Below are 26,659 nucleotides of genomic sequence, written 5' to 3'. Positions count from 1 at the left end.
ATCTGGACTTTTATGGCTTTCAGGGTGGGTTGGGACTTCTTTTCGCCGGTTCATTGCGATTGAATAGGGGTCTGTCAGTTTTGGGGTCCGTGTTCAGGAACTCTCCAGGCTGCTTCGAATATCTCCCTAGACGTTGAAGGACTATGACGTTGCATAACGCAAACCTGAAAAAGCGCATCATGACCGCAATGGTCACTGGTGTTATGGCTACGGGCGCGGTCGTATCCGCTCCTCTCGCGGAGGCCGCAAGCGAGAAAACTTCTAGCCAACAGATCGTCGGTGCCTACGAGAAGCTCAGCGGCGCAGATCTGGCTCGCTACGACCAGATCCGTCAGCAGACCGTGTCCGATGACCAGGCGATTGACCTACTCCCGTCCAGCGTTGGCGCGGGCTGGTGCATCGACTGGGGTTTGGGTAACCCCTGGGATACCGGTAACTACGAGGTGCGCAAGCTCACCGGCGCGTCCGGTCGCGTCGGCGACGGCGACCGCATCAGCGAGGACATCCACATCGCGGCCATCAACGTGGTGAAGGCACTGCAGAAGGACTACAAGGCCTATGCAGATGGCGACACCTCCAAGGCAGATGCGATTAAGGCCAAGAACGCGATCCTGCGCGCTCTGCTTTCCAACCAGCTGGGCTACCTGAACCAGGCTCGCGAGGATGTAAAGAAGTTCCACAACTCTCAGTTCGAAAGCCTCACCGGTTTCAGGATCGATCGCCATGATGCGCCGAAGGGTGAACCGAACTACTACCTGATCAAGCTTGACCGCCACGATGAGATTGCAAAGACCGTCAAGCCGGGCGAGTACGTCACCGTGCTTGTGCCGCTGGGGTACGACTTCAACATCGTTCCGGAAAAGTCCTTCCAGCGTCTGATCCCGGTTCCGCAGCCGGGTCTTGAGGAGGATCCGAAGCCGAAGCCGGAGCCGAGCAAGGAGTCCACGCCGAAGACCACGGAGCCGATCGTAGAGACGGTTACCATCACCGAGTCCCCGGTCACCACCACGGTTACCCGCCCGCAAGAGGTCGTTACCACCGTGACGCAGCCGGGCACCACCGTGACCCAGCCGGGCCCCACTGTCACCGAGCCGGGCACGACCGTGACCCAGCCGGGCACCACCGTCACCCGTCCGGAGCAGGTCACCACCGTCACCTCCACCAACCCTGCCGTGACCGAGACCGTGACCACCACGATCACGCCGGAGCCGACGACCACGACGACCACGGTCACCGACGTCGAGAAGTACTTCGTTGAGAAATACTACGAGCGCGTGAAGGAAGTTTCGGAGTACTACTACTTCGCAGGCTTCACCTACGGCGAGAAGTCCAAGGTCATCGAGATGCCGGAGAAGATCGGCAACAAGTGGACCTTCGAGATCATCAAGGGCTCCGACATCGTCATCGTCGAGCGCTCTGAGGACGGCAAGCTCGTCATCACCCCGCGCGAGGACTTCGAGGGCGAGGGCGAGGTTGAGATCCTCATTACCGATGACAAGGGCAACCAGCACATCTACCGCATCAAGGTCACCGACACCGTTGCTGTGAAGGATTCCCTCAACGTCAAGGTGAACAACTTCTTCTACACCTTGAATGCTGGTAGCGAAGACCGCATCACCACCATCCCGTGGAAGCCGGGCGAGGACATCGATTGGGGTCTGGGCTACGACAAGGACGGCAACCTCATCCAGCCGGAGCACGGCGAAGTTGAGATCCTCAAGGACGAGGAGAATGGCACCGTCACCGTCAAGGCCGGCGAGGACTACACCGGTAACGTCATTGTCCGCATCACCGAGGACAGCGGCGAGATACGCGAGAACATCGTCACCGTGGAGAACAAGACCTCCAAGTTCGACGTCACCCGTGAGATCCTGAACACCTCCACCGCGAAGATCGAGTACCGCGGCGGCGACTACAAGATCCTCGGCGACGGCGACAAGAAGGTCACCATCGAGCAGGACGGCGACGTCTGGGTTGTTACCCCGAAGGACGGCGCTACTGGCGATGTTGAGATCGTCTTCACCGACGAGAACGGCTTCGAGTACAAGTACACCCTGAAGCTGATCGACGATAAGAACGCCGGCCCGTCCGTCACCCACCGTGAGCTCGAGTACAAGTCCGAGACCCCGGACACCCTCTTCATCGAGTACATCGAGAACCACACCGCTGAGATCGTCGCAGGCGGCGACGTGGCGAAGATTGAGAAGAAGGGCGACAACTGGGTTGTCACCCCGACCAACCCGGAGGGTGGCCAGGCGACCGTCCACATCAAGGACGAGAACGGCCGTCTGGTCGCTGTCTGGATCGTCGACATCGCGCCGCAGGCTGAGCAAGATGTTGAGAACCAGGAAGTTAACCGCAAGGTCAACGACCGCGCGACCGTCGAGATCTCCCGCGGCACCATCGACTTCAACCGTCTCGAGGTTGTCGAGGGCAGCGAGTACCTCACCGAGGGCGCTGACGGCTCTGACTTCGGCGACAAGGACAACCTCAACCTGAAGTTCAAGCCGGTTCCGGAGGGCGAGACCCGCACTGTCAAGGTTGTGGAGTACGCCAAGACTGCCGACGGCGAGAAGCCGGTCAAGACCTACACCTACACGGTCGAGCCGTCCCCGGTCCGCGAGATGAACTACACCATCACCGCGGATAACGAGCTGAAGCTCTACGGCACCAAGTTCCGCGTTGCCAAGGGTGGCGACCTGCTGGCTGAGCAGCCGGAAAAGGATGCCTCCGAGATCAAGGTGACCCCGAAGCGCGACGCCAAGGGCACCCTGGTCATCGAGAACGTCTCCGACGACGGCTACGTCTTCGAGCGCTACACCTTCGAGATCACCCCGGGCCGCAGCGCCGAGGTGACCCCGGAGGACACCACCATGGGCTGGAACCAGACCGCGACCATCGCGTCTGAGGACGGCGAGAAGGTCGAGATTCTCGAGGGCGAGGATCTCGTGGACGTCACCCGCGAGGGCGACAAGCTGCTCGTCACCGGCGAGAACAAGAAGAAGACCGGCAAGGCGCTGATCCAGGTCAGCGACGAGCGTGGCGTGTACGCGAAGTACGAGATCACCCTGACCGAGCCGAAGCGCAACGGCCTTTACACCTACAAGATCTCCACCTCCACCGAGTTCCAGGCCACCCTGGTCAACGAGGAGAACCGCTTCCAGGTGATCAAGGGCGCTGACGCGTTCGAGGCACCGGAGGAGAAGAACGGCCAGTGGATCCTGCGTCCGAAGGCCGACAAGGTCGGCGAGACCGGCATTGTTGCCGAGTACAGGGACGGCAAGGAGATCAACCGCTACAAGCTGGAGATCGTCAAGTCCAAGACCACCGGCGCACGTCAGCAGACCGACTTCCTCATCGAGGGCGACGCTAAGGAGCTGAAGAAGCTGGACGAGGGCAACAAGGTTGTCGTTGTCAGCGGCAGCGACCTGGTTGACCTCAAGGACAACGACGGTTCCGTCGAGCTGACCGCGAAGAACGGCTCCGCAGGCAAGGTAGTCCGCGTCGAGGAGCGCAACTCCAACGGCGACCTGGTCCGCACCGTCTCCTACGCCATCTACCCGGAGGGCACCCGTACCTCCGAGGGTGCTGTGATCAGCGAGAACCACGACCTGCCGGTTGTCATCGACACCAGCATCAAGAACGACTCCCCGGTCAACGTCACCTTCCCGGACAACGTTGACAAGCTCATCTTCACCAAGGGCCGTGAGTACTTCGAGGAAGGCGAGAAGGGCGTCAAGAAGACCGACGAGGGTGTCACCCTGGTTCCGCGTAAGGACCTGAAGGAAGGCACCTACAAGGCGTCCTACATCCTGGTTGGCCCGGACGGCCAGTCCTACGGCGAGCGCGAGATCGAGATCAACGTCAACGTTGAGAGCGGCAACCGCGTCGAGCAGAAGGGCTCCTCCGCTGAGCTCGACGGCAAGTGCATCGCCGGCATCGTGGGCCTGACCGCTCCGCTGCTGCTGGCTATCCCGCTGGGCATCCTCTCCCAGGTTCAGATCCCGGGCCTGGAGGGCGTCTCCGCGCAGATCAACGGCGCTATCCAGGATGCGAACAACCGCATCCAGCAGGGCCTGGGCATCTACAACGAGGATCGTGCGCAGCGCGCAGCTGGCTTCCAGGGCGCGTTCTCCATTGAGAACCCGCAGATGCTTGGCATGGCAGCTGGTGCCCTGGGCGCCATCTCCCTGGGTCTGCTCGCAGTCGACGGTGTCATGCGCGCCTGCGGCGCAGAGGAGTACACCTCCTCCTACATGATCGGCAAGGCCACCGGTAGCGAGACGCTGATGAACGGCTCCTCCGGTAAGGCCGACAAGAAAGACAACAACTCCGCCGATGAGGCCAAGGGTTCGTCCAAGGCTGAAGACTCCGCCAACAAGGAGAAGTAAGCCCCCGAAGAGCTAGTGCCCACCAGGTCCACCCTGGTGGGCATTTCTCTTGCCTACTTCCCGGCAACCCCCTGGACCACCTGGCCGAGCCAGCGCAGAGCGTAGTCGTAGCCGGTGCGCCCCTCCACCTTGTACCCGCCGGGGATGTCGGTGTAGCCCAGTTTGTAATACGACATGTGCCGCGGCCCGAAATCGCCCGCCAGCTTCGCGGATGCCACCAGGTTGGCGTTGGCGGGGTGGTCGTAGGCGGCGCGCAGCCCCGCGGCGTCGATAGCCTGAGCACTCAGCTTTGCGACGAGCTCCCGCGCCACCACCTGCCTCCCCTCCGTGCCCGTGGGTGTCCGGGGGATCACGCCGAAGCGCTCCAACCACCAGTGCATCTGCTCCGCAGCCTGGATCGCGCGGAATACCTCGAGCAAGACGTCGAACCAGGCGGCTGCCGGCGAGTCGCCCATCGCGCCGCGCAGCCCATCCAACCCTTGGAGCATCCACTGCCAGGTCACGCCCTCCTTCGCCAGCTCCGGCGCCGCAGCCGCGAGAGCGATGGCGGCCTGCTGCTCTACAGGCGTGGGGCTCGCCGCACTCGCGTGGCGCCCGGCGGCGGAGAGGATCTGGTGAAGTTCGTAGAGGATTTGGGGGGCCACGGTGGCGTCGAGAAGCGAAAGCCCCGATTCTTTGACCGCCTCGCGCGGGGGCATGCCGCCAGCCCGCAGCTGCTGGAAGCGCGCCACGCGCATGCCGGTGAACGCGTTGAAGGGGCCGAGCAACACGTCGCGCGCGGCCACGTCCGCGACCGCGCGCAGAGCGGAATCCGGGTCCGTCGCGCACGCCATGTCGGCGCCGTTGCATAGGGAGAGCACCTTGCCATCCAGCCCGTTAAAGCTGGCGCTGCGGGTGCCGGCCAGGCCGACGCGGGTTGGCACGAGGGTGGTGCCGCCGGTCTGGACCGTCTCAAAGTTTGCGCCCCGCACGCCCTTCGGCGCGGCAGCGTAGAGGCGCGACTTGCGCGCGGGTTCGGCGGGCTCGCGCACGGGGGCGCGGGCGGGGTCGGCGAACAGCAGCACCGCGGCGATGTCGTCCGCGCCCACCCCGCGCACGCGCCCGGCGGCGGCCTCCGCGGCGGCGTCGCCGATCAGGTGCGCGCCCTGGGAGTAGCCGATGAGGATGAAGCGGGTGCCGGGGCAGTGCCGGGCCACCGTCTCCATCTCCAGGGTGGCCACGTCGCGGCCGTAGCGCACGGACTCGCCGTACGTGGCGGCCTCCGTGCCCTCCAGGCCGTTGCTCGCGCTGCCCAGCGCGCTGAACCTGCCCAGTGAGGCCGGGTACTTCACGGTGTAGGTGGACACAGTGCGGGCGCCGAAGCGGCGCTGGAGGTCGTCGGCGGGGGAGGACGCGTCGTCGAAAAGCGTCTCGCGCGCCGACGGATCCCAGGAATGCGAAAACCCCGTGCCAGCCGCCTGAATGACGTGCACGGGGTGGCAGCGCAGCCTCAACGCCTCCGCCTTCGGCGCGGCCACCGTCGCCGGGATCAGCGCGGCGGTGAGCGCGAGGGCGAGGGCGCGCTTCACGGCTACTTGCGCGGAAGGGCGGCCAGCGCGAGGCCGATGCCCACGAGCCAGGAGTCCTTCGCAATGGCGAGGCCTGCGCTGGACGGGCGGATGCCGTCGTCCTCGGTGTACTGGTCGTTACCGAAGTACATGGAAAGCAGGCCGGCACCGAACGCGGTCAGGCCCAGGCCGGCCAGGCGGTTCGGGATCAGCGGGCACAGAAGCGCCGCGCCCAGGGCGGTCTCAGCGGAGGCGAGGCCGGTGGCGAAGGTTTCGGCGTCGACCTGGCCCAGCTGCGGGATGCCGTCGGTAGCCATGTCGCGCAGGCCCTCTGCGCCTTCCTTGTCCACCTGGAATTTGCCCAGGCCGGAGTTCAGGATCAGGGCGCCGGTGGGGATGCGCAGCGCCGCAGACGGCAGACGCAGGTTGATCTTGTCCTTGTTGGATTTCTTGAAAAACATGGGCGGGTCCTTCGATCTATCGGGGGAAATGTTGTGCCCCGCCCATGGTAGGGGTTAAACGGACAGCTCGGGGTGGAGGTCCTTCATGTGCCAGGTCCGGCGGGCGTACAGAGCCACGCACGAGATGACCACGGACATCGCGCCGACGAACAGCAGCACGGTCACGGCGGTCCACATGCGCGGGTCGTAGGACGGGGTGCCAAACAGTGCGTAGCGCACCAAATCCACCGAGTAGCGCATCGGGTCCCAACTGTGCACCCACTGGATGAACTCGGGTTGCACCTCCGGCGGGTACAAGCCGTTCGACGCCACGAGCTGCAGCGACATTAGCGCCATGGTGGCCAGGCGCCCAGGGGCGGGGCCCAGAGCGGTGTTCAGGGCCATAATCGCGGCGACGAACACCCAGGACACCAGCACCAGCACGCCGAACAGAGACAGCGGGTGCAGCGGCTCGACGTCCAGGATGTACGTCTGCATCACCCAGAGGGCGACGGACTGGGAAAAGCCGATGATGAACGACGGGATCATCGTGTACAGCAGCACACGCAACGGGTTGGTGCCCGAGTCGATCGCGCGGCGGCTAAACGGCGGCATGATCATGTACATAATCAGCACGCCGAACCACAACGACAGCGACAGGAAGAACGGGCTGAGGCCCTTGCCGAAGAAGGTCACGCCGTCGCCGGTGTTTTCGGTGTGCACCGGGTCCGCGGCGGCGTCGATAGCCTTGTTCAGGCGCTCACCCTCCCAGCTTGGGGCCTTTTCGGCGCCGTCGGAAAGGCTCATGGAGAGCTCGCCGGTGCCGTCGGAGAGCTTGACCAGGCCGTCGTTGAGGTCGCCCAGGCCCACCACCAGCTGGTTGGAGCCGGCGGCCAGGCGCGAGGTGGCGTCGGTGGCGGTGTTCGCCGCCACGACCAGCTTGCCTGTGCCGTCCTTCAGCGTGGTCACGCCGGCGACCAGGGTGCCGGAGCCTTCCTGCAGGCGCTTCAGGCCGTCCGCGAGCGTCTTCGCGCCCTCGACGGCGCTGTCAACGCCGCCGCGGTACTTCGCGCTCGGGTCTGACAGCTGGTTGGCCAGCTCGTGCGCGCCGGCCTGCAGCTGCATCAGCTGACCCACCAGGTTGTTCTCCGTGACCGCCTGCAGCGGGCCGGCGTTGATCTGCAGCTGCACGCCGCGCGCCTGGTCCGCCAGCTCCTTGCTGCCCGGGATGGGGGAGCGGTCCAGGTCCGCGATCACGTTGTTCAGGTTTGCGTTGATGTCGTCCAACGCGGCCTGCAGCTCGTTGATCTTGCCGGCAAAGCCGGCGATTTTGTCTACGCCGCCGGCGATCTGCGTCGCGCCGTCGCCAAGCTGCTGCGTACCCGCCTGCAGCTGAGTCAGCCCGTTGGAGAGCTGGTCGGCGCCGCCGGAAGCGGTGGTGATGCCATCGTTGAGCTGGATCGCGCCGTCCTGCAGGCGTGCGACACCGCCGTCGAGTTTGTTCACCGCGTCCGGCATCTGCTGCACCTTGTCGTTGAGCTGCTGGATGCCGTCGTTGAGCTTCGTGCCACCCTCGTTGAGTTTCTCCGAGCCGTCGTGCGCCTTGTTCGCGCCCTCGTCCAACTGCCCGGCGCCGTCGGCGGCCTTATGCACGCCGTCCGAGAGCGTGTTGATGCCCACAAACAGCTGCTCAACCACCCTGCCGCCCACGGAATTCGACACGGCAGAGCCGATCGCCTCCGCGGCCTTTTCGCCCAGCATGGTGGGGATGAAACCGTTGGTCTCGTTCAGCGTGATGTTGATCTTCGCTGAATGCGGGTCATCCTCCTTCACGCTGGTCACAGCCTCGGAGAAGTCCGTGGGGATCTCTAAGCCCAGGTAATACTTGCCGCTGGCGATGCCTTCCTGGGCCTCCTCGGCGCTGACCACCCGGAAATCCATGGGGCGCTGCTCCAGCAGCTCGTCCACAACCTGCTGGCCGTTTTCGCCCTCGTCCGAGTTCACCAACGCGACGGGCAGCTTGTACAGGTTGCCCAGCGGGTCCCAGTACGCCCAGGGGAACAGGCCGCCGAACAGCAGCGGCAGCAGGCAAATCGCCGTGATGGCAAGCGGGGGAAGCTTGCCGTGGGCGAACTTCCGGAAGTCGGATCCAATGTGCAGGCCACTCATAGCCCCTCCTCATTCACCGTGTTCACCATTACGGGCAGGTGCACCGCGACCCCGCGCAGATCATCCAGCAGCTTGCGGCGGATGTCCATCTTGCGCACCTGGTCCACATCGTCCACGATCAGCATCTTCGCGTCCGGGCGGGAGATCAGCGCCAGCAGCACGCGCAGGCGGAAACGGTCCGTCGGGCCGATGTCGCCGACGTGCGCCGTCATGTCGATGTCTTCCAGCTGCAGCGGCTCCAGCCACTTTTCCACGTTGTCGTGGGACTTGATCGCCTCGGACGTGTGCGGTGTGCGGGCAAAAAAGCTCTGCGACCACGCAATCTGTTCGCGCACCACGTCGCGGATGCGCACGAGGCGGTCCAGCCCATCAATCTCGGTCACGCCTGCGAGCGCGATCTGCTTGAAGCGCTGGCGTGTCCTGGTTTCTTCCCCGTCGAGGAGGATCGTGCCGGAGTGCGGGTTGAAGCGCCCCGCCAGCGCGAGGCTGAGCAGGGTCGAATCGGACTCTCGCCTCGTGTTCAGCAGGGTCAACCCCCGACCGATGTCGAAGTTTTCCGGGGTGTCGCCCTTGCGGAGCACGAGGTCTTGCGTGCTGAGTATGGGGGTCATGCGGTCCCTTAACCGTAGGGTGGACTATCACTTAACTCGTGCTATGGTGCGCCCAAAAATAGTCACTGTCAAACCCAAAAAAGGGGGCTGGTCAACAATGCGTGCAGACGCCCGCGCGAAACGCGACCAGATCGTCACCGCTGCGTTGGCCCAGATAGGTACTCGCCCGAACTCCGAGATCACCCTCGAGGGCATCGCGGCGGACGCCGACGTGGGCATAGCCACCCTCTACCGTCACTTTCCCACCCGCGCCGCGCTCTACGACGCCTGCGCGATCGTCTTCCTCGAACGCATCGAATCACTGCTCGATGACGCTCTCGACGGCTTCGAAGACAATCCCACCGAACACTTCGAATCCTTCGTCTGGGCGCTCGTCGAATCGGGCGTGGGCATCCTCGCCACCGCGCTGGCCGCCGATAGCTCCGACGACGGGCTCGGCGCGCGGCGCGACGCGTTCATGAGCAAAGTGCAATTGCTTATCGACGCCGCCGCCCCCCACGGCATCATCGCCCCCGGCCAGTCACCCATGCAGCTGGCAACCGAGCTCGTCGTGGCGACGCGGCCGCTCGCAGCCCCGCTCGCAGACATCCTTCCGGATGTGCGCGACCGCCTGGTGCGCCACCTCATGGCGGGCTGGCGCACCACGGCTTAAGGGTTTTGCGCGCCTAGTCCTCGCGCAGCTCGTGGCGGCCGCCGTCTGCGCTGCCGTCGACGGTGTCCTCCACAGAGTGCTGGGCGTGGGTGGCCTTGCGCTGGTCGTCCGCCAGGGTGTCCAGGGTGGTCAGGCCCTCCCCGCCGAGGTCTTTGGTGGTGCCCGCCAGATCATCTTCCGTACGCGTGGAGTACACGAGGGTGGAAGAACCGCGCGTATCCGTTTCCGTGCGGGTCGGTGCCGGGCGGTATGCCTTCGCCGGCTCATCCTCGCCCGTGAGCTTGTCCTTGAGGAAAAACTCCCAGGCAGCCCACGCGCCGCCCGCGAGAGCGGCGGTGCCCAGCGTTGTGCCGACGACCTTGCCAAACCCGCCCTTCTTCTTTTTCTTCGCGGTCTTCGCGTGCTTCTCCAGGAACTCCTGGCGCTCCTTGCGGCTCGGGGCGGCGTCTGCGAACTGCTTGCGGCGGCGGTCCAGACGGTCGTGCGCGTCGCGGGTGATCTCGCCGGCCTGCGCCCGGGCGGCGCCGTAGAGTTCCTGCAGCTGATCAGCGTCAAACTTCTCGTGGATGTCGTCCAGCTTGCCGTCCTTCAGGTTGTCCAGCAGGGACTGGTAGATGTCGCGCTCGCGCTTGTCGTTCTGGTCGCGCAGGTACTTCCACGCCTGGTTGGCAATAGCGGCGGCGAAGCCGATGTTCTTCAGGTTCACGGGTAGCTCCTTGTGTTGCGTTTGTAAGTTTCGGGTGGTTACGCGGCCCAGGGTAGCGAAATGCGCCGTGCCTGCTCGGAAACCGGGAGCGCCGCCACACCACCGACCTCCATGCGGACTAAGCGTTACGCAAAAGTGAACAGCTTGGTTCATTTTGCGCGATTAACATTCACGTTGAATAACCCCGCAACCAGCGGAAACGACGCCCAAAACCGGTAGCACATTGTGGCCGCTAGACACCCCAAATAAGTTTCAAGGCACCGTTTAAACACGGTGCAACGAAACACATCAACCCAGCCGAGAAAGGTCCTGCCATGTTCGAAGCCTCTTCTTCGACCAGGCTTTCCGCCTCGGCGCCGCTGGACCGCGAGGGCGCGCAGCTGATCCGCCGCCCCCGCCCGAAACGCCAGCGCACCGCCCTGAGTTTCGAGATCATCCCGCCTCGCCCTACGGACGACCCGGAGAAGATCGACCAGCTCATCGCGGGCCTGGCGGAGTACAAGCCGGATTACGTCTCCGTGACCAGCTCGCGCCGCAGCGAGTGGCTGGAGGGCACCGCCGCCGTGATCTCCCGCATCGCGGAGACCACCGACCTGCGCACCATCGCGCACCTCGCCTGCACCGCGGGCACGCGCGATGAGATGGCGGAGTGGGTGCGGGTGCTTATCGACGCCGGCGTCCGCGGGTTCCTCGCCCTGCGCGGGGACCTGCCGGAAGAGGGCCTGCCTGCAGACCACCTGCAGTACGCCACGGATCTGCTCAACCTGATCCAGGACGTGCAGGAGGAAGAGGCGTTCCGCCTCGCCGCCGGCAAGCTCGCGCTCTCGGTGGCCTGCTACCCCAAGGGCCACGAGGAGTCGCGCAACTTCGACCACGACCTGGACGTGCTGTTAACCAAGCAGCGCCTGGGCGCGGACTTCGCCATCACGCAGCTGTTCTTCGAGGCCCAGGACTTCCTGGAGTTCGTCGAAGTGGCGCGGCTGGCGGGCGTGCGCATCCCGCTCATCCCCGGCATCATGCCCATGACCTCGCTGAAGCGTGTCCGACGCATGGGGGAGTTGTCGGGGCTGGAGGTGCCGGTAGGCGTCGAGAAGCAATTGCTCGAAGCGGACGACGAGTACGAGGCCGGCATGCAGCTCACCGCCAACCTGGCGCGCGAGATTCTGGATGCCGGCGCGGGCGGACTCCACGTGTACACGCACAACAACCTGGACGTCACGCGGGACTTTTTAGACCGCATCGGAATAGATAAAGGACAACAATGACCACCTTCCCCAAGGCCACCATCGAGGGCTACCCCCGCATCGGCGCGAACCGCGAGCTCAAGCGCGCGCTGGAGAGCTACTGGGCGGGCCGCATCGACGCTGAGACGTTCCGCTCCACCGCACGCGCCCTGCGAGTGAACAACTACAACCACCTGCGCGACCTCGGCCTGACCGAGGATTACGCCATCCCGGCGGACGTTGCGCTCTACGACCAGGTGCTCGACACCGCCCTGACCGTCGGCCTCGTGCCGGGCGGGGTGGACCTGGACGAGGAGTTCGCGCTCGCCCGCGGCAACGACACCCGCGTTCCGCTGGAGATGACCAAGTGGTTCGACACCAACTACCACTACCTCGTGCCGGAGATCGAGGCAGGCCAGGAGATCAAGGCGGCGCCGGAGCGCATCCTGCGCATCGTGGAGGAGGCCGCCGAGGCCGGACACAAGGTCCGCCCGTTCCTGGTCGGCCCGGTCACGCTGATCGCGCTGTCCAAGCCGGCCGAGTGGTCGCTGCTGCCGTCGCTGGTGGAGGCGTACGCCGAGGTCTTCGCCGCGCTGAAGGACGCCGGCGTGGAGTGGGTCCAGATCGCCGAGCCCGCCGTGGTGGCCGACCTGTCCACTCCGGACGCGGAGATCGCTTCCTACCTGCGTGAGGCCTGGTCGGATTTGCTGGGCCGCGAGACCCGCCCGAACGTGTACCTGACCACCCCGTACGGCTCCGCCCGCGAGGCCCTGCCGGTGCTCGGCGAGCTGGGCGTCGAGGCGCTGCACGTGGACCTGTCCCCGTGGACCCTCGAGGCCGATTCCGGCTACCCGGAGCGCGTGCGCGAGGCGATCCCGGCCGAGACCCACCTGGTCGCCGGACTCATCGACGGCCGCAACGTCTGGACCGCCAACCTCCGCGAACGCACCGAAGTGCTCGAGTCCCTGGGTGATCGCCCGGTCTCCGTGTCCACCTCCACCTCCCTGCAGCACGTGCCGCACACCCTGAAGGCCGAGCGCAACATCCCGGTCGAGGTCGCCCCGTGGCTCGCGTTCGCCGACGAGAAGCTCGCCGAGATCCAGGCGCTCGTCGCCGGCTCGGACGAGGCCGCAGAGGCGTTCGCCCAGTCCGACCGCGCCGTGCGCACCCGCGCCGAGTCCACCACCATCCACAACTCCGCCGTCGTGGACCGCGTCGCCGCCCTGCCGGAGGGCGCCGTCAAGCGCGAGCCCGCGTTCGAGGAGCGCAACAAGGTCCAGCGCGAAGAGCTCGGCCTGCCGACGCTGCCGATCACCACGATCGGTTCCTTCCCGCAGACCAGCGAGATCCGCAAGGCGCGCGCGGACCACCGCGAGGGCACCCTCTCCGACGCCGAGTACACCGAGGCGCTGAAGGCCGAGATCAAGCAGGTCATCGAGCTGCAGGAGGAGATCGGCCTGGACGTCCTCGTCCACGGCGAGGCGGAGCGCAACGACATGGTGCAGTACTTCGCCGAGCTTCTCGACGGCTTCGTGGTCACCGAAAACGGCTGGGTCCAGTCCTACGGCTCCCGCTGCACCCGTCCGCCAATCGTGGTTGGCGACGTCTCCCGCCCGGAGGCCATGTCCGTGGAGTGGTCGGCCTACGCACAGTCGCTTTCGGACAAGCCGGTCAAGGGCATGCTCACCGGCCCGGTGACCATCCTGGCCTGGTCCTTCAAGCGCGACGACGTGCCTTTGAGCGTTTCCGCCGACCAGATCGGCGTCGCACTCGCCGACGAGGTCGCGGACCTGGAGAAGGCCGGCATCAAGGTCATCCAGATCGACGAGCCGGCCCTGCGCGAGCTGCTCCCTCTGCGTGCCGACGACCGCGCCGCCTACCTCGAGTGGGCCCAGCGCGCGTTCCGCCTGGTGTCGTTGAACGCGAAGCCTGCGACCCAGATCCACACGCACCTGTGCTACTCGGAGTTCGGCCAGATCATCGAGGCCGTCGCAGGCCTCGACGCCGATGTCACCTCCATCGAGGCAGCCCGTTCCAAGATGGAGCTGCTCGAGGACATCGACGAGACCTTCCACTCCGAGATCGGCCCCGGCGTGTGGGACATCCACTCCCCACGCGTGCCGTCGGCGGAAGAGATCGCCGGCCTGCTGCGCGCCGCACTGAACCACGTGCCCACCGAGCGCCTCTGGGTCAACCCCGACTGCGGCCTGAAGACCCGCGGCTACGCCGAGGTCGACCCCTCCCTGCGCAACCTGGTCGCCGCGCGCGACGAGGTCGTCGAAGGGCTCTAGAGCGCCGGGCGGGGCGGAGCTGACGTCGTCAAGCCTGAGCTCCCGCCGCCTCGCCGCCCTCGCCCCTGCCCCTCGCCTCGCCCTCGCCCCGCAAAAGTCGAGTACGGGAGGTCGAGTACGCCCTCTAATTGGGCCGGACTCGACCTCCGCCGCTCGACTTTTAGCGGGGCTCTTTCGTTCTCACCGGTAGCCATGTACTCTGAGCGAAACAAACAAACATCGGGGGGATCATGGACAGGAGAAAGCTAGCGCAACTACTGGTCAGACCGGGGGAGTCGGACCGTCAAGCGTGCATCAAGTTATCCGCGAACAAATTCATCGCAGAGGTGGAATGGTCGCGGCTGAAACACCACGAACAGGAATTTCTCCACTGCTATGCCGTCGGCGCCGCGAGCCGGAAAGCGGTGCTGGTGGGGCGCTCCGCTGCAGTCGTGCACGGTCTGTGGACGCTGCCCGCCCCAAACGCGCCCGTCCTGCTGGCCATCCCGGGGCAGAAACCGCCCGCCAGGGCAAGCTGGCCGGACGGAGTCGAGTACCGCAGCCTGCGCGTCCCCGAGGAAGATGTGCTGGCCATCGAGTGCGCGACGCCTGGCGACGTCCTCCGGTTAACCAGCCCCGTCCGCACAGCCGTCGACGTCGCGCGCTTGCACGGGGTGAGGGCAGGCGTGGTCGCGATAGATTCCCTGTTTGTGGGCAAGCCACCGTTGGAGCAGGAACGCATCCAGGCCGAACTCCACGCGACGATCAAGCGACTGGCCGGCAAGAAGGGGATCGGACGGGCACGGCAGGCGTTGCGCTGGTCGTCCACCAAGTCCGAGTCGCCGTACGAGTCTCTCCTGCGCGTGATCCTGCGCAAGCGGAATATCGTTGTCCGCGAGCAGATGTGGATTGGCCGTTACGTGCGCCCGGACTTGCTGTGGGGGCAGGTGGCGATCGAGATCGACGGGCTGGTCAAGACGGCGAAGAAAAACGAGGAGTTGGCGAAGAAGGTGTCGCGTGACCAGCTCCTGCGCGAAAACTGGTTACGGAAGCAGATCTACGAGGTCGCCTGCTTTGAGCCGTTGGATATTCTCCGGGACGAGGAGGCCTGTGTCCGGGAGATCCTGGAGCTCAAGGCCCGCTCCGGTCTCCTCGGCGAGCCGAAAGTGCCGGCCACGGTGTTCAGGCCGGTGCATGGGGAGCACTGGCGGAGGTAGGGGCGCTATACGCCGCCGAAAGTCGAGTACTGGAGGTCGAGTACGGCGCCGAATCTGGGCGTACTCGACCTCCCGGACTCGACCTTGAGGGCCGTGAGCCCAACCCCGCACCCGCCCACACACCGCGCGGCGGAACCCGCGTACTCTGGAGCGCATGACTCAAAAGACTCAGACGATGACTCTGCACACCAATCACGGCGACATCGTGATCGACCTGTTCGGCAACCACGCGCCGAAGACGGTCGAGACGATTACGGGCCTGGCACAGGGCACGGCCGACTACTCCACCAAGAACGCGAAGGGCACCACGGATGGCCCGTTCTACGACGGCGCGATTTTCCACCGCATCATCCCGGGCTTCATGATCCAGGGCGGCGACCCGACCGGCACCGGCACCGGCGGCCCGGGCTTCCAGTTCGCCGACGAGTTCCACCCGGAGCTGCAGTTCGACCGCCCGTACCTGCTGGCCATGGCTAACGCTGGCCCGGGCACGAACGGTTCCCAGTTCTTCATCACCGTCGACGCGACCCCGTGGTTGAACAACCGCCACACCATCTTCGGCGAGGTCACCGATGAGGCGTCGAAGAAGGTCGTCGATGAGATCGCGGGCGTGCAGACCGGCCGCATGGACCGCCCGGTCGAGGATGTCGTGATCGAGTCCGTCGACGTCGCTTAAGCCAAAAGCGCCACAAGCGCCGCGCCCCCGCCACCGTGCGGGGGCTTTTTCGTACCCTGATCCCATGCCCACTCTCCGCAACTTGCCCCGCACTGCCCCCGCTACGACCGCGATCGCGGCGATCTGCACGCTCGTGTTCCTTGTCGCCGCGCTGCAGGCTCGTTCGCTCACGGACGTGGTGTGGGATTCGGCCGTGGGCTCCAGCACTATCCTCTACGGCCCCGAGGTGTACGGCGCGGGCTACCTCCGCGCGCTGACGGCCGGCTTCATGCACTTGGACGTCACGCACCTCTTCCTGAACATGTTCATGCTGGTCTTGGTGGGTGCGGAGGTGGAGCGCTTCCTCGGCTCTGGTCCGTTTGTGGTGGCTTGGGTCGCGGGGGTCCTTTGGGCGTCGGCAAGTGTGCTTGCTTTTAGCTTTACGACGCCCACGGCCGGCGCTTCCGGCGCCCTCTACATGCTGATGGCGCTGCTGATCGCAATTGCTTTTCGACGTTCCACTGACCTGCGCGCGCCCCTCGCCCTGGTGGCGGTGAACGTGGCGTACACGCTGCTCAGCCCAGGTGTTTCGCTGTGGGGACACCTCGGTGGTTTGGCGGCGGGGGCGGTGATGGCGTGGCCGTTGACGTCGCAAAGTGTGCGCACCCGCTGGATCACGGCGGGCGTCGCGGCCGCTGCGGCGTGTGTGGCGGTGTGGGCGCTGACCATCCCGTCGACGCTGCCGGTGTACTAGGAGTGTCCTGTCCTCCCGTCATGGTGCAGCTGTAGGCAGCGAAAAGGCTTAGCTGTGAATGGTCAGCCCCCAATATTGGATGGCGTTACCGATTTCCATGGCACCCAAGCGTGTCTTATTTGTGTCAGCTCCGTTGGAGGTGACACCGATGGCCCACACGCCGGAACTGTCAGCCGCGAAGATCGCTCCGCCCGAATCTCCACGGTCGCTGATATTGCGGAAGTAGAAGAGACCGTTGTTTCCGATTTCTTCAAACTCGCCACAGGAGTAACCGGTGGTGGCACCGAGTCGGCAGATAGCCATACCGCGGGCCTGTGCTTCCTGCGGAGTAATCCAACCACGTAAAGGAAGATCAATCGGCAGCGCTGACGAGTACTTGGCATCTCCGGTGATCTCAATTAGCCCAATATCCGCGCCGAAAATGCCCCCGTTTTCGTCCCGTTCCACGTAGGACTCCACCATTTCTCCCACGTAGGCCCAGTTGCCATGGGAATCCTCCACGTAGAACTGGTCGCCGCGATTACCGCAATGTCCTGCGGTGATGATAAACAAACGGCCGTCTCTGGATGCCAGAAATCCAGTCGAACAAATCGTGCTCTGAGTATTGTTATAGATCCGGCCTCCCGGTACGACCCCGCCGGGCTGCTCTAGCCATTTCCAGTCGACGGAGTTGTGGTAGTACACGCCACGATTGTCGTCACGGCCACTCTGGCCTGACTTGTCGTTACTCGGGTCGATGATGTCGCGCCGGATAGGCGGTTCGACGCGCTGGCCGGAAGGTTTTGAGTGGTCCTGGTAGTTCGCATCCGACCGGGAGTATGACCGCTGGGTTGCCGTCGTAGTTTCCGACGCAGAATAGGAAACGGTTGGCCGTGAGCCAGAATCATTGAGCATCTCAGCGATGTCATCCACGGCCGCGTCCTGTTCAGCGCGGTAGGCCTCCAGATCATCGTCGGAAGAGTCCGAGCAGCCAGTGAGGAGAGCTGAGATCATCAGCGCAGAGATAACTCTGAGGCGTGAGGGGACTGGAGAAGACACGGCGGACTTACCTCGGGGTGTACAGATCGCGAACAGCTACAGACTTTAACAGTGATTTCCACGTGTCCCGTCTGCGTTGGAAGAAAGTCGGCTAGGGCTCATTCTTTACTCTCGATCGTGAGTTATCCACAGCGGTTGTCCACAGTGTGGATAACTACACGCGTGTAACTCCTCGAACGACACGTCGAACGCCCAAAATGACACGCCGACGGAACCTGGCATTTTCGAACTGGTACCAGCACATTTCACAGCCCTGTGGAGTTGTGCACAGAGTTATCCACAGGTGTGGATAGAAAAAGCCCGTTGAGCCTGAACTCAACGGGCGTCTAACCCCCACCAACGCAAAAATCGGATTGTGGCAAATATTTGCCACAATCCGATTTCACACATCCCCCCGGAAAGAAGGGGGCTATCGCCAACCCATGGTCATCAGCAGACCCAGGATCATGCCGGCGAAGCCGATGGCGTAGTTCCACGGCCCGAGCTGCCCGAGCCAGGAGATCTGGTCGCCGGCGAGGTAGTAGAGGATCAGCCAGGCCAGGCCGAGGAGCATCAGCCCGAACATGATCACCTTGTACCACATCGGGGTGCCGCCGGTGTTGACCTTCACCGGGGTACGGCTGGTACCGGCGGAGGTGCTGCTAGCTGGGCGGATGGGGTCTTTAGTTACTTTTGCCTTAGGCATGTGCGCTCCCTTGGTGTGTACGGGCCATAGCGTCTAAAACGCCTTAGACGCCTAAAGCCCTAGCTCGCGCTGCATGCTGCGCAGCGCGGTGTTCGCGTTCTGGGGTTGAACTGTATCAGCCTGCCCTGCGGCCGCGTTATTCTGCGGAATGAGTTTGCCCGCATCGAACTTCCACAGGTTGTAGCCGATGGCCTGGTCCTTGCGGATGGTCTCGCCGGCGGCGACTTCCTGGTGGCCGACCAGCCCGTCGTCGACAAGCGCGCCGGTGGGCACCGTCGGGCCGGGCACGAGGCGGCCGTTCCAGCCGGCGTCGTGGAGCGCCTTTTCGGCCTCCTCGGGGCTCTGGCGGGTGATATCCGGCATTTTCATGAGCATGCCGTTGGAGACGCGCAGCTCGATGGTGGTGCCGGATTCGACATCGGTGTTTTCGCCCGCGACGGCGAGCACCTGCCCCTCCGGCTTGATCGAGTCCACGCTGGTGACCGTGGAGCGCAGCTGCAGGGAAGACAGGGTCGCGGTGGCCTGCTCGACGTTGAGGCCCACCAGGGACGGCACCTGCACCATTTCCGGCCCGGAGGAGACGGTGATGGCGATGCGCGAGCCCTTGGCAATCTGGGTGCCGCCGGCGGGCTGCTGCGACGTGATAACGCCTTCTTCGATGTTGTCGCTAGATTCGCGGCGCACGTTGGGGTTGAGTTCCAGCCCGGCCTTCTTCAGCTCTTCGATGGCTTCTTCGGCCGTCAGGTTGGTCACGTCCGGCACGTCGGTCATTTCCTTGCCGGAGGAGACGGTCAGCGTGATCTGGGTTCCGCGCTTGAGCTCGGAGCCCGCGGCGGGGTTGGTGGAGATGACGTTGCCGCGTTTGATCTCGGGGCTGGGCTCTTCCATCACGGAGACTTCGAAGCCGAGGTGCTCGAGCTCGCGGACGGCGTCGTTGCGCGGCATGTCCACGAGTTCGGGGACTGGCACCATTTCCTCTTTGACCACCTCAGTGCTGTCGTTGTTCACGGAGAAGTAGTCGTAGACGAACCAGCACACCGCGCCCGCGAGCAGCAGGCCGAGCAGCGCGGAGAGCCACTTGAGCCAGTTGGAGGAGGTTTTCTCGTTGGCGGCGCGGTGGTCGGCGTAGCGCGTGTGCCCGGATGAGGCAGCAGTTGCTTCTCGACGCACCACAGGTTCGCGCACCACATCCCCAACCACAACGGTGTGGTCCTGGGACGGCGAGTCCACGGCGTGCGCGCCCACGGCCTGTTCCGCGGCGGCGAGGTGGTTGCGGGCGGCGGTGGTGACGTTGCCCCGCTCTAGAAGCGCCAGGTCAGCGCCCATTTCGTCGGCGGTCTGGTACCTGTCGGCGGGGTGCTTCGCCATCGCGGTGAGGATGACGGAGTCCACGTTGACTGCCTCGTTGTCCGACAGCGGCGCGGCGATGCGCTCGGACGGCGGCACCGGGTCTTCCTGCACGTGCTGGTAGGCCACGGCGAAGGGGGATTCACCCTCGAACGGCGGCACCCCGGTGACGGATTCGTACATCACGCAGCCGAGCGCGTAGACGTCGCTGCGCGCGTCGGCCGCTTTTCCGCGGGCCTGCTCGGGGGAGAGATACTGCGCGGTGCCGATGACGGCGGAGGTTTGCGTCATGGCGGAGGTGGAATCATCCAACGCGCGCGCGATGCCGAAGTCCATCACCTTCACGGCACCGGTGTTGGTGACCATGATGTTGGCGGGTTTGATGTCGCGGTGGATGATGCCGGCATCGTGGCTGGCCTGCAGCGCCCGGGTGACCGGCAGCAGCAGTTTCGCGGCGCGCTCGGGGGAGAGCGGCCCTTCGTTGCGCACGATGTCGCGCAGGTTCATGCCGTGGACGAGCTCCATCACGATGTAGGGCACGTCCACGCCGGAGGTTTCCACGGAGCCGGTGTCGTATACCGAGACGATGTTGGGGTGGTTCAGGCGCGCGGAGTTTTGTGCTTCGCGGCGGAAGCGTTCGCGGAAGTTTTCATCGCGCGCCATGTCGATCTTCAACATCTTCACGGCAACTTCGCGCCCGAGGGACACGTCGGTGGCGGCATACACGTCCGACATGCCGCCGGTGCCGATGATGTCGCCGAGTTCGTACCGGTCCGCGATCAGCATTTACCTGCCACCTCCGAGCAAGCTATCAAGGTTGGGCAATTCTACCGCAGGGGCCGGTGAGTTCGTGACCTCGGGCTGATTGCCTATCGACGTCTCGCCTTCCGGTGTTCCAGCCTGCTGCGTAGGAGTCGCCGCGGACGGGGCGGACGGTTCGGAGGCGTCGGCGGCCGGAGTAGAGGGTTCGGCGGACGGCTCCGCAGGAGCCGGGGCGTTGTCGGCCTCGGACTCCTCGAAGCGCAGGGTGCCCGGGTTGCGCGGCTCCGTGACCGTGGTGCGCTCGCGCTCCGTGGTGGTTTCGGTGACCGGCTCTTCTACCTCTTCTACCTCTTCTTCCGGCGTCGGCGTGGTTGCGCTCATGGTGGGCCGCGGGGTGGTGGGGGTGCCGCCGCCGGTGAAGCGGTCGAACACGCCCTCGGTGTATGCCCAGGCGGCGCCGCCGGCAAGCAGCGCGAGCAGCAGGATCGCCGAGATCACCGGCCCTGCCGCCGAGGACTTCTTCTCCGGCGCGTGTTCGCGCGGCGCTGGTGTCGCGACGCGAGAAGGGGCGGGGGGAGCCGGAGGACGTCGAGAAGCAACGGCTCTTGCTGCGGACGGCGGGTAGGCGCCCTCCGGGCGGGAGGTGCGCTCCTCAGCGACGCTGGCCAGCATCTGGGTGGACGCGGTCGCGGACGGCTCGGTAGCCACCACCTGGGTGTGACCGCCCGGCTGGGCGGGACGCAGGCCCTGGCGGACCTGGGAGATGGCCAGCTGGAACTCGTTGCCGTCGCGGAACCGCTGGCCGGGGTCTTTGCGCAGCGCGATCTCGATGAGCTCGCGCGCCGGGGCGGAGACCGAAATGGGCAGCGCGGGCGGCTCGGCGGAAACGTGCGCGAGCGCCACGGACACGGAGGAATCGCCGTTGAAGGGGCGCTTGCCGGAGAGCAGCTCGTAGCCCACCACGCCCAGCGAGTACACGTCGGACGCCGCGGTGACCTTCATGCCCTGGGCCTGCTCGGGGGAGACGTACTGGGCGGTGCCCACCACCATGCCGGTGCGGGTCAGGGGCACGGCCGCGGCGGCCTTGGCGATGCCGAAGTCCGTGATCTTGACCTGTCCGTGCTGGGTGAGCATGAGGTTGCCTGGCTTGATGTCGCGGTGCACCAGCCCCATGCGGTGGATCACGGCTAGGCCGTGGGCGGCCTGCTCGAGCACGTCGAGCGCCAGTGCCTCATCCAGCTGGCCTTCGCGGGCGATGAGGTCCGCGAGCGACTCGCCGCGGATGTACTCCATGATGATGTAGCAGACGGTGGAGCCCGCGTCGGTGTCTGCCTCGCGGTAGTCGTAGGTGGCCACCACGTTGTCGGAGTTGATGCCCTGGGCGGACAGCGCCTCGTTGCGGAAGCGGGCGAGGAACTCCGCGTTGGAGCTGTACTCAGGGCGCAGCACCTTGATGGCCACCTCGCGCTCGTTGGCGAGGTCGTCTGCCAGCCACACGGTGGACATGCCGCCGTGGCCGATGATCCACTGCAGCTTGTAGCCGTCGCCGACGAGCTGTTGCAGGTCATCGCGGTTTTCGGTGTTCATCTACTCTGCTCCTTCCACGGGTGCGGGGGCGGCGGGTGCTGCGCGCAACACGGCGCGTCCGATCGGCCCGGCGACTTGGCCGCCGGTGGCGGCCTCGCCGATGTTGCCGCCGTTTTTCACCACCACGGCAACGGCGACGTCCTTGGCCGGGTCGAACGCGACGTACCACACGTGCGGGGCGGCGCCTTCGGCGTGCTCGGCCGTGCCGGTCTTGGAGGCGAAGCCGTTGCCGTCGTAGCCGAAGGTCCACCGCTCGGATGCGAACATCAAGTCCGTGATCGTCGCGGCTTCTTGTTCCGTTACGGCCTCGTTCAGCTCCACCGGCTCGGTTTCGTGCAGGACTTTGCCGTCGGCGTTGCGCACCTGCCGCACCACGTGCGGTTCCATGCGCTTGCCCTTATTCGCAATGGTCGCAGACATCATCGCCGCCTGCAGCGCAGTCATGGTCACGTCGCGCTGGCCGATGGCGGACTGCGCCACCTCGGCCCCGCCGGGCAGCTCGCCCAGGGAGCCGGCGGCGTTGGGCAGGCCCAGGTTGTAGCGCTCGCCGACGCCGAAGCGGGCGGCGGCGTCGCGCAGCGCATCCGGGCCCATGGCAAGGCCCATCTGCACGAACGCGGTGTTGCACGACAGCGCGAACGCGGTGCGCAGCGGCACCTGTCCGCCACCGGCGCAGGCCTGGCCGCCGTAGTTGGTCAGCGGGATGTTGTCCGTGCCCGGCAGGATCGTCTGCGCCTCGCCGGTCAGCGGCGACTCCGGCGTGAAGCCGTTTCGCAGGCCTGCGGCGGTGGTGATGATCTTGAAAATCGAGCCCGGCGGCAGCTGCTCCTGCGCCGCATGGTTCAGCAGCGGGTTCGCGGGGTTGCCGGTGGCTTCGGCCCAGGCACCCTCGGCGGTCGCCGGGTTGGCAATGCCGTTGGGGTCAAAGCTGGGGGTCGAGGCCATGGAGAGCACTTCGCCTGTCGACGCCCTCACGGCCACCACGGCACCATCAAAGCCCGGCTTGGCCAGCTGGTCGTAGGAGAAGGCCTGCAGGTTCGGGTCCAGGGTCAGGTCGACGGTGTCGCCCTTCTTGCCGTCCTCGAGCCCGGTGCGCAAGAAACGCGAGGCGGTGCCGGAGTCGCCGGTGAGATCGCCGTTGTGGGTGGCCTCCAGCTGGGAGGTGCCGAACTGGTCGGAGACAAAACCGACGATGGGCGCGAACGAGAACGGCATGTTGGGGTAGGCGCGCTGGTAGAAGCCGGTTTCCTCGTCGCGGTGGCTTTGGGCCAGCACGGTCTCGCCCGCGACGATGTCGCCGCGGTTGGTGCGCTTGAGGTCCATGAGGATGCGGGAGTTGTGCTGGTTCTGCGCGTACTCGTCTTCGCGCAGGCCCTGGACCACGGTGAAATTGACCAGCAGCGCCGCGATCATTAGCAGCGCGACCACGGCGCCGTAGCGGATGGACTTGTTCATCGTGCACCCACCGCCTCAGGACGCGCGGTGCCGGCGGCCACAGCGTCGTAGTCCGCGGGGCGGTTGGCGCTGTTGGAGATGCGCAGCAACAGGCCCAACAGGATGTAGTTGGCCATCACAGACGAGCCGCCGGCTGACATGAACGGCGTGGTCAGGCCCGTCATGGGCAGCATGGCGGACACGCCGCCGGCGACCACGAAGATCTGGATGACAATGGTCAGCGCCAACCCGGACGCGAGCAGCTTGCCGTAGGAGTCGCGCGCCTGCATGGCGGTGCGGAACCCGCGGGTGATAAACACAGCGAACAGGCTCAGCACTGCGGCGATGCCCACAAAGCCCAGCTCCTCGCCGAGGGCGGCCAGGATGTAGTCGGAGTGCGCCACGGGCACCAGCTCCGGGTGGCCGTAGCCCAGACCGGTGCCGGTGATGCCGCCCCAGCTCAGGCTGATCAGGGCGTTGGCGGGCTGGTTGCCAATGCCGTCGAAGTCCGCGAACGGGTCGATGAAGTTGGACACGCGCTCCTGGATCTTGGAGCTGACCTGGTAGACGGCGTAGCCGCCCACGGCCACCAATCCGACGCCGATGAATAGCCAGGACGCGCGGCCGGTGGCGAAGTAGACCATGCCCAGCACGGTGGCGAACAGCAGAAGCGCCGGGCCGAAGTCGTTGGAGATGCCCATGATCAAAATCGCGATCGCCCACACCATGAGGATCGGCGCGAGGTCGCGGACGCGCGGGAAGGTCATGCCCAAAAAGCGCTTGCCGGCCACGGTGAACAGGGCGCGCTTCTGGGCCAAAAGCTGGGCGAAGAAGATCAGCAGCAGGATCTTGGAGAACTCGCCCGGCTGGATGGAAAATGGGCCCAGCCACAGCCAGATGCGCGCTTCCTCGTAGCCCGGCGGCTGCGGCCACACCAGCGGCAGGGCCAGCAGGATCAGGCCCACCAGGCCCAACAGGTAGGAGTAGCGCGACAGGGATTTGTGGTCGCGGATGACCACCAGGGTCAGCACCATCAGCCCCACGCCAACTAAGGACCACAGCATCTGGCGCTCTGCCAGCGGCCCGTAGCCGGGGCGTTCCGCCAGGTCAAGGCGGTAGATCACCACCAGGCCCACGGCATTGAGCAGCGCCACCACGGGCAGCATCACCTGGTCCGCGTACGGCGCCAAAAAAGCGATGGCCACGTGCGCGATGGCGTAGACGCCCATGAATCCGCCGATGATGTAGAGCATTTCGGTGGACAGGGTGCGCCCTTGGCTCGTCTCTAAGCCGAAGAGCATGAGCGCAAGAAGCCCTGTGGCGAACAACAGGAGGAGCAGCTCGCGGCTGCGGGATACTAGGCGGCTCATCGCACCTCCCGGCAGGTGTCTTCCTCGGCGCTCTTCTTGTCCGTGCACGCCGGCAGCGCCTGATCCGCCAACTCATTCAGCTTGGCTAATACGTCGTCGTAGGAGCCGGTGACGTCTTCGACCTCGCGCTTGTCCTTGGGCAGGTCAGAGGTGGCGAAGATGCTGCAATCGCCCGGCTTGCTGTCCTTGGAAATCACGCGCAGGTCGCCCTTGGTGTTCAGGCAGGCGCGCTGGATGTCCTCGGTTTTCGCGTCCGCGAACAGGTTGTCGCGGGTGGTGTGCTGCACCACAAACTCGCCGGAGTCCTGCACCTTCAGCACGTAGGCGTCCGTGGCGCGGGACTGCGACCACATCACTCCCGCCACCGCAAGCACCAGCAGAAGCACTAGCGTTGCGACGACCCAAGGCCACACCGACGACGGCTGCTTCTTCCCAGCGCCGCTAGTGTGGCCCTCCTCGTCGTCGGAAGCGTTCGCGTCCTGGAGCTTGGCCCGGTTGTGGTCCGGGGTGATGGTCTCTGACTTGCGCAGCAGTGCTGCGGCGCGGGAGGCGGCGGAGTCCGGGTGCGATGACTCGTAGCCCGGGTCCAGCGCGCCGGCTTTGACCACAGCGCGGGTCTCTGCCGCGGCATCGCCCTCGGTGGCCTCCACGACCTCCGCCACCACCACGGTGACGTTGTCCGGCCCGCCGGAGCGCAGCGCCAGCTCGATCAGGCGGTTCGCCGCCATCTCCGGGGTGCCGTCGCCGAGCGCGAGCTGAATGGTCTGCTGTGTGACCGGGTCGCTCAACCCGTCGGAGCACAACAGCACGCGGTCGCCCGGCTTGACCTCGATGAGCTCCAGGTGCGGCTCCACGGCCCGGCCGGTGTAGGCCTTCAGGATCAGGGACTTCTGCGGGTGCGAGGAGACGTCCTCGGGTGCGAGCTTGCCGCCGTCCACCAGCGACTGGACGAAGGTGTCGTCGACGGTGAGCTGCCGCAGTTCGCCGTCGCGAAGCAAATAGCCCCTGGAGTCGCCCACGTGGATCAGGCCGAGCTCGCGGCCGTTGAACATCGTCGCGGTGAGCGTGGTGCCCATGCCGGCCTGCTCGGGGTGCTCGGCCACAGACGCCTCGATCGCGGCGTTGCCGTCCTCCGCCGCCGCGCCCAGAAGCGCGAGCATGTCCGCGTCCTCGGGGTCGCGGTCCAGGTGCTCGAGGTGCTCGACCATGAGCTGGCTGGCCACTTCGCCGGCGGCGTGACCGCCCATGCCGTCCGCAAGCACCAGCAGGTGCGGGCCCGCGTACGCGGAGTCCTCGTTGTTGGCGCGGACCAGGCCGCGGTCGGACACGGCCACGAAATCTAGCGCGAGCTTCACGGCATCAGCCTCACAATCGTGCGTCCCATCTTCATGTCCGTGCCCACGGTCACCCGCTCAGGCTGATCAATGCGCACCCCGTTGACGAAGGTGCCGTTGCGCGAGTCCAGGTCCTCCACGAACCAGTCGCTGCCCCTGCGGAACAGGCGCGCGTGGCGCGAGGAGGCGAAATCGTCGCCCAGCTGGAAATCGTTGTCTCCGGCTCTACCGACAGTCAAGTCTTCCAAGCTGGCAATTTCCATGTGGGAGCCTTTCAGCGGCCCCTCAACTACCGCAAGGGTGCGCGCTTTCTCCCTGGGGGCAGGGGCAGACGCACTTGCCTTACGACGCATCGTTCCGCCCGCCGACACCACATCCTTCCTCTGCGTCCACATCACCAGGAAAATGAACACCCAGAGCAAGGCCAAAAGGCCGAAGCGGGCGCTGAGGATCATGGTCGAATCCAT

General features: G+C 65.5%; 20 protein-coding genes. 7 read left to right on the top strand and 13 right to left on the bottom strand.

All coding sequences use genetic code 11. From position 1 onward, the window contains the following. Positions 1–149: 149 nt before the first annotated feature. Entirely contained in the window at positions 150–4,391 is a 4,242-nt protein-coding gene (locus tag NUW87_RS07575) for a hypothetical protein (protein WP_269027918.1), read from the top strand. 53 nt (positions 4,392–4,444) lie between these two features. Here the strand turns inward: NUW87_RS07575 and NUW87_RS07570 are convergent, their stop codons facing one another. The 4 genes from NUW87_RS07570 to NUW87_RS07555 are packed head-to-tail and all read right to left on the bottom strand — an operon-like array spanning position 4,445 to position 9,158. Further along, positions 4,445–5,959, bottom strand: coding sequence for a cutinase family protein (locus NUW87_RS07570; protein WP_269027917.1), 1,515 nt, complete (start codon positions 5,957–5,959; stop codon positions 4,445–4,447). A 2-nt stretch (positions 5,960–5,961) separates the two neighbouring features. Next, on the bottom strand, positions 5,962–6,399 hold the full coding sequence (locus NUW87_RS07565) for a hypothetical protein (RefSeq protein WP_239218405.1): 438 nt from the start codon (positions 6,397–6,399) through the stop codon (positions 5,962–5,964). 54 nt (positions 6,400–6,453) lie between these two features. After that, positions 6,454–8,547, bottom strand: coding sequence for a YhgE/Pip domain-containing protein (locus NUW87_RS07560; RefSeq protein WP_269027916.1), 2,094 nt, complete (start codon positions 8,545–8,547; stop codon positions 6,454–6,456). Next, a complete protein-coding gene (locus NUW87_RS07555; protein WP_239218402.1) occupies positions 8,544–9,158 on the bottom strand; it encodes an ATP-binding cassette domain-containing protein in 615 nt (204 codons plus the stop codon). Before NUW87_RS07555 ends, NUW87_RS07560 begins: the two co-directional genes overlap by 4 nt. Before the next feature lie 97 nt (positions 9,159–9,255). Between NUW87_RS07555 and NUW87_RS07550 the strand changes: the two genes are divergently transcribed. Next, on the top strand, positions 9,256–9,810 hold the full coding sequence (locus tag NUW87_RS07550; protein ID WP_269027915.1) for a TetR/AcrR family transcriptional regulator: 555 nt from the start codon (positions 9,256–9,258) through the stop codon (positions 9,808–9,810). Between the two features lie 13 nt (positions 9,811–9,823). Here the strand turns inward: NUW87_RS07550 and NUW87_RS07545 are convergent, their stop codons facing one another. Continuing rightward, positions 9,824–10,516 carry a hypothetical protein gene (locus NUW87_RS07545; protein ID WP_269027914.1) on the bottom strand — a complete coding sequence of 231 codons (693 nt, stop codon included), beginning with the start codon at positions 10,514–10,516 and terminating at the stop codon, positions 9,824–9,826. Between the two features lie 314 nt (positions 10,517–10,830). On the opposite strand from NUW87_RS07545, the gene NUW87_RS07540 reads away from it, so the two are divergent. From NUW87_RS07540 to NUW87_RS07520, 5 genes are all read left to right on the top strand, one after another. Continuing rightward, positions 10,831–11,781: a methylenetetrahydrofolate reductase gene (locus tag NUW87_RS07540; RefSeq protein ID WP_239218399.1), complete on the top strand. Its 951-nt coding sequence runs from the start codon at positions 10,831–10,833 to the stop codon at positions 11,779–11,781. Continuing rightward, positions 11,778–14,030 (top strand): 5-methyltetrahydropteroyltriglutamate--homocysteine S-methyltransferase, encoded by a 2,253-nt coding sequence (gene metE / locus NUW87_RS07535; protein WP_269027913.1) that lies wholly within the window; start codon positions 11,778–11,780, stop codon positions 14,028–14,030. The genes NUW87_RS07540 and metE overlap by 4 nt, the downstream gene beginning before the upstream one ends. Before the next feature lie 230 nt (positions 14,031–14,260). Next, complete coding sequence (locus tag NUW87_RS07530) at positions 14,261–15,226, top strand: putative endonuclease domain-containing protein (protein ID WP_269027912.1); 966 nt, start codon at positions 14,261–14,263, stop codon at positions 15,224–15,226. 154 nt (positions 15,227–15,380) lie between these two features. Then, a complete protein-coding gene (locus tag NUW87_RS07525) occupies positions 15,381–15,902 on the top strand; it encodes a peptidylprolyl isomerase (RefSeq protein WP_239218396.1) in 522 nt (173 codons plus the stop codon). A 64-nt stretch (positions 15,903–15,966) separates the two neighbouring features. Then, a complete protein-coding gene (locus NUW87_RS07520) occupies positions 15,967–16,635 on the top strand; it encodes a rhomboid family intramembrane serine protease (RefSeq protein ID WP_269027911.1) in 669 nt (222 codons plus the stop codon). A 48-nt stretch (positions 16,636–16,683) separates the two neighbouring features. On the opposite strand, the gene NUW87_RS07515 is transcribed toward NUW87_RS07520, so the two are convergent. The 8 genes from NUW87_RS07515 to NUW87_RS07480 form a co-directional block, all read right to left on the bottom strand. Further along, entirely contained in the window at positions 16,684–17,673 is a 990-nt protein-coding gene (locus NUW87_RS07515; RefSeq protein WP_269027910.1) for a S1 family peptidase, read from the bottom strand. Positions 17,674–18,082: 409 nt separating this feature from the next. Then, a complete protein-coding gene (crgA, locus tag NUW87_RS07510) occupies positions 18,083–18,358 on the bottom strand; it encodes a cell division protein CrgA (protein WP_239218391.1) in 276 nt (91 codons plus the stop codon). A 51-nt stretch (positions 18,359–18,409) separates the two neighbouring features. Continuing rightward, positions 18,410–20,491: a Stk1 family PASTA domain-containing Ser/Thr kinase gene (gene pknB, locus NUW87_RS07505; RefSeq protein ID WP_269027909.1), complete on the bottom strand. Its 2,082-nt coding sequence runs from the start codon at positions 20,489–20,491 to the stop codon at positions 18,410–18,412. Next, positions 20,492–22,054 carry a serine/threonine-protein kinase gene (locus tag NUW87_RS07500; protein WP_269027908.1) on the bottom strand — a complete coding sequence of 521 codons (1,563 nt, stop codon included), beginning with the start codon at positions 22,052–22,054 and terminating at the stop codon, positions 20,492–20,494. Next, positions 22,055–23,509 carry a penicillin-binding transpeptidase domain-containing protein gene (locus NUW87_RS07495; protein WP_269027907.1) on the bottom strand — a complete coding sequence of 485 codons (1,455 nt, stop codon included), beginning with the start codon at positions 23,507–23,509 and terminating at the stop codon, positions 22,055–22,057. It lies immediately after the preceding gene. Further along, positions 23,506–24,858 carry an FtsW/RodA/SpoVE family cell cycle protein gene (locus NUW87_RS07490; RefSeq protein ID WP_269027906.1) on the bottom strand — a complete coding sequence of 451 codons (1,353 nt, stop codon included), beginning with the start codon at positions 24,856–24,858 and terminating at the stop codon, positions 23,506–23,508. Before NUW87_RS07490 ends, NUW87_RS07495 begins: the two co-directional genes overlap by 4 nt. After that, positions 24,855–26,213 carry a PP2C family protein-serine/threonine phosphatase gene (locus NUW87_RS07485; protein WP_269027905.1) on the bottom strand — a complete coding sequence of 453 codons (1,359 nt, stop codon included), beginning with the start codon at positions 26,211–26,213 and terminating at the stop codon, positions 24,855–24,857. The genes NUW87_RS07490 and NUW87_RS07485 overlap by 4 nt, the downstream gene beginning before the upstream one ends. Continuing rightward, a complete protein-coding gene (locus NUW87_RS07480) occupies positions 26,210–26,659 on the bottom strand; it encodes an FHA domain-containing protein FhaB/FipA (protein ID WP_034996765.1) in 450 nt (149 codons plus the stop codon). Before NUW87_RS07480 ends, NUW87_RS07485 begins: the two co-directional genes overlap by 4 nt.

It is taken from the genome of Corynebacterium pilbarense, assembly GCF_026930265.1.
In the GTDB taxonomy this organism is placed as follows: Bacteria; Actinomycetota; Actinomycetes; order Mycobacteriales; family Mycobacteriaceae; genus Corynebacterium; species Corynebacterium pilbarense.
The sequence above is the reverse complement of the archived record's forward strand: the minus strand, read 5'-3'. Positions and strand labels throughout refer to the sequence as shown.